The organism is Sphaerochaeta sp. (assembly GCF_050178175.1).
GTDB lineage: Bacteria > Spirochaetota > Spirochaetia > Sphaerochaetales > Sphaerochaetaceae > Sphaerochaeta.
The window spans coordinates 1-3,920 of record NZ_JBFXGH010000162.1; the positions used below are offsets into that span (position 1 = coordinate 1).

The 3,920-nt window shown below is 45.4% G+C and carries 5 protein-coding genes; 3 read left to right on the forward strand and 2 right to left on the reverse strand.

Annotated elements, in window-relative coordinates; all coding sequences use genetic code 11:
- The 3 genes from AB7S66_RS11755 to AB7S66_RS11765 all read left to right on the forward strand — a co-directional run.
- A partial coding sequence (locus AB7S66_RS11755; protein ID WP_428520228.1) for a hypothetical protein occupies nucleotides 1-457 on the forward strand: 457 nt, incomplete at its 5' end.
- A complete protein-coding gene (istB, locus tag AB7S66_RS11760; RefSeq protein WP_428520230.1) occupies nucleotides 454-1,248 on the forward strand; it encodes an IS21-like element helper ATPase IstB in 795 nt (264 codons plus the stop codon). The genes AB7S66_RS11755 and istB, both read left to right, overlap by 4 nt.
- A gap of 67 nt (nucleotides 1,249-1,315) precedes the next feature.
- Entirely contained in the window at nucleotides 1,316-1,510 is a 195-nt protein-coding gene (locus AB7S66_RS11765) for a hypothetical protein (protein WP_428520232.1), read from the forward strand.
- A gap of 227 nt (nucleotides 1,511-1,737) precedes the next feature.
- Here the strand turns inward: AB7S66_RS11765 and AB7S66_RS11770 are convergent, their stop codons facing one another.
- Nucleotides 1,738-2,901, reverse strand: coding sequence for a CDP-glycerol glycerophosphotransferase family protein (locus tag AB7S66_RS11770; RefSeq protein WP_428520234.1), 1,164 nt, complete (start codon nucleotides 2,899-2,901; stop codon nucleotides 1,738-1,740).
- A 4-nt stretch (nucleotides 2,902-2,905) separates the two neighbouring features.
- Nucleotides 2,906-3,920, reverse strand: a 1,015-nt coding sequence (locus AB7S66_RS11775; protein WP_428520236.1) for a lipopolysaccharide biosynthesis protein, incomplete at its 5' end; no start/stop codon positions are given.

Sequence of the window (3,920 nt, forward strand, 5' to 3'; positions counted from 1 at the left end):
GGTCTCAAGGGGAGCCTGGGAAATCTCGGTCTATACACGTGGAGGTGAATTCATCAGGACATTCCCCCGTGCCTATGGGGATGAGCCCACCACCACCTATGATATTGAGGCTATGCTGGGGGCGAGTGTCAATAAGCCGAATGCGTGGATGCACAGCCCTGTGAGAGAGAAGATGGAAGATGGTGGGTTCAAGCACTATCTTGACGCTGCTGACAATTCAAGTCGTAGACGGGGGTTGTACATGCTCAATGAGTGCTCTGACCGGTTTGGATTTGGTGTCGCATCGGTGGCGGCCAACAGCTTGTGCAGGGATGGCAGGATCCCTACGAAGGAAGACCTGATTGTACTGTGCAACCGGATGGTGTCGTTCCCGCTTGAGGCAAGCGACAATCCCACCAATGTGAATCTGGGTGTATATGATGCACTGTTGGGCAAATCGGGGGAGGTTGCTCTATGAAGGCCAAGCAAGCGCAAAAGGAACTGTTCAACTCCTCATTCACCAATAAGCTGAGACAGTTCTTCTTCTCCCAGGAAGGAGTCCGTCAGGCACTTGAGAATGGGACACCAAAGCAGATTGAGTACCTGAATGAGCTGCTGGATTGTGAGCTGGCTCGCAGGACGGAATCCCGTAAGGCCAGGATGATCAAGCATGCCGGTTTTCCTTCCATCAAGAGCATTGATGAGTATGATTTCTCCAATGTGCGTTTCCCTGCCCTGATGAGCAAGGAGGAAGTGCTCTCGCTCGAATTCATCAACCAGAAGAGAACCCTGATTTTTTATGGGATTTGTGGTAGTGGGAAGACAATGCTTTCCATTGCTCTGGGCATCAGGGCTTGCAATGAAGGCCACAAGGTGAAGTTCATGACCATGAGCCAGTTGATTGCACGACTGGCGAAAGCACGCTCTGAGGAACTCCTGGAGAGAACCCTTCTGGACCTCAGGAAGCTTGACCTGTTGATAATTGATGAATGGGGCTATTGCCAGGTAAGCAGGGATGATGCTCAGCTCCTATTCAGGGTGATTGCAGACAGTTACGAGAACAAGTCCTTGATTGTGACCACCAATCTACCATTCAGCGAATGGGGGAAGCTCATGACTGATGAGCAATTGGCAACCGCAATCATCGACCAATTGGTACACTACGGTCATCTAATCGATACAGGGTCGAAGGATTGGAGACTGGAACACTCATTGATGAGGGACCAGGTGGTAACGGTTAAGAAAGGGAGGGAGGATACTGGAAAATAGACAATAGTGAGTATTTTCGAACAGTACCAGAATAGGGAATTCTCACTACCATTTTATCCATTTTTTCTTGACCAAACACACAAGGACCACCGTGGAGAGGACCAACAGCGAGCTCAAGGACGGGTTCCTTCCCGACACCATCTACAAAAGGGGAGCCCACGCCCGGTATGAGATCGCTCTGGCCATTCTCCTCACCACCATGAAGAAGGTGCGGAATGTGCTGATCCTGTATGAGCAACACAAGGCACACAGGGTATCCTAGCCACAGCCAAGTTGGACGGAAAACATCCCTCCCATGAAGAAGGGATGCCTTGGTGCGTCTATCGAGTCGCCTTGGGGGTGATTGTCCCTGTCATCCTGGAGAGAAGACCCCCTGGGTTACCTGCAAACCACCTGGCATGCATGGATATACAAAAATCTATGTATATTCATACATATTGTTCGGCATTTTGAAATTGGCTCTGTAGCATGATTTTATAACTAACTGTGCTAATTTTTCAAAGAAACCTTGCAAAATTGTGCAATTCTTTTGGCAACATCTGCACTAGAATGACCTGTCTCATGTGTTTTATAGAACGCAAGAATAGCTTCACAATTCTGTTTTACATTACGGTTTGGCATGTCAGCAATAGCGTGCAGCAATGCATCCTGTGACGAAACAATCCAAAACGGAGAATCATCGAGATCGAAATAGAATGTCCGTTGTTTTTCCTCAAAAGACTTTCTGTCATTTTGATAGAGAATAATTGGTCGATTTGTCAATGCAAAGTCCCCAGGGCTTGAAGAATAGTCAGTGATAAGCATATCGGAAACAACGAGCAAATCAGCCATATCCTCATTTGCTGTTACATCAATAATGGCATCTGAATCGGGATATCCTACAAGACCTGGAACTTTCACATGTGAGCGGATAAGGAATTTCCAGGATCCACCAAAAACCTTGCCTAGTTGTTCGAGTATAGAAAAGAAATCAATATCCTGGACCTTCTGGGCTTCCCGACTCTTGCCCTCCTTCCTCCTGAGTGTTGGAGCATAGAGAACATAATGATACTGGGGTTCCAAGCCAAGACGACTCTGAGTTTCAGCTATCGTTGCATCTTGAAGATCAACAAGTATGTCATTTCTTGGACAGCCCGTTTTGAGAACTTCTCCTCTATAGCGAAACGCAGTACGAAAAAAAGATTCGCCAAAATCAGATCCTGCAATAGCAAGGTCACAGGAAAACTGCTCCTGAAGCAATGGCTTTCCTGCCCTATCGGAAAAATCATAGAGAATTTTCTTGAATCCCCTGTCCCCATGCCATGTTTGAATAAAGTATTGATCACTCCCCTTCCAAGCCCACCCAGGCAATGTGTCATTGAATACCCAAACACTTGCTCTGGCCATGGCTACAAGTGCACCAAAACTCCATCCCTTCCGTACGATACTAGAAGGATCAAGAACACCCGATTTTGCTTTTGGGTCTTTCATAATCCAACACTGTTCGATAGTTGGGTATAAGCTACGCAAGGCTACTGAAATTGCCTTAGGATTATCAGAGTAGGTTGAACCAGAAAAACTCATGAAAAGGACCCTGTTTTCTTTCCTAGGGAGTATGGCATGGAGCAAGAACAGTATCCACCGCTTTACAAGCAAATCCATTCTATCCCGCATATCACTATCTCCTTTTCCGTAAGATTGCAAGGGTACCACCAACTGAACCCTTGTTTGCCCAAAGAGCGATAATACAGAATACAATCAATACGCCTATCTTGTACAAACAGGCTCCTATTGATACCGACGCATTACCCTGAACATAGCTGGGATATAGCCCGACCACCATACATAGCAGCAAAAACAAAAAATGTAGTCCAAACCGTACCAAGCTATATCCTATCTTTGAAAATTTGTTTGCCAAATACACTACAATACCAACTCTCAACAACATCGCAATCGCATCTGCTGCTACTGAACCAAACATCCCCCAAGCCTTGATAAAAAAGTAAGACAAGAACACATTCAAAAGACTGCTGCTTACCGTTGCAATGAAAATATATTTTGCGGCTTTCTTGTAATAAAAAAGAATATTGATGTAGAAATAGTACGGCGTCTTGATGGCAAAGACGGCAACAATGAGAGGAACCAGCATCCAAGAACTTTGGTATGCATCAGTTGCCATAAGAGCAATCAACTCTTGGCTGAAGAGAGCCAAACCCAAGAAAACAATACCATAGAGCCATACCAAGGAATTTGAAAGGGATACAATTTGTTTTGTATCCAGCGCTTCTCTCTTGCTCAACTGCTCAAAGAACCATGGCTGAAAAGCCATATTCACAGAATTCTGCACCATATCTGCCAGGGATCCAAATTTACTGGCAAGCCCAAACAATCCAACAGAAACCAATGATGTGTTTGCATTGATGAAGACCCTTGATACAAACTGAGCAATATGGGTGGATAGGTTATGAGGGATAATGGGAATTGAATAGTGGAGAGCCTCCCTCAGTAGTTGTTTATTGATGCAGAAGCAAAAGAGATGGTGTTTTCCAAGATCAAACAGCATCCAGACAATGGCTACTGTATTGGAGATCACCAAGGAGAGCAAGACTCCATTTGCACCAAATTTCAAAATGGCTACGAACAAGATATTCAAGGCAACCTGCAGAAAGAAATATGACAAGCTGGTAATTGCT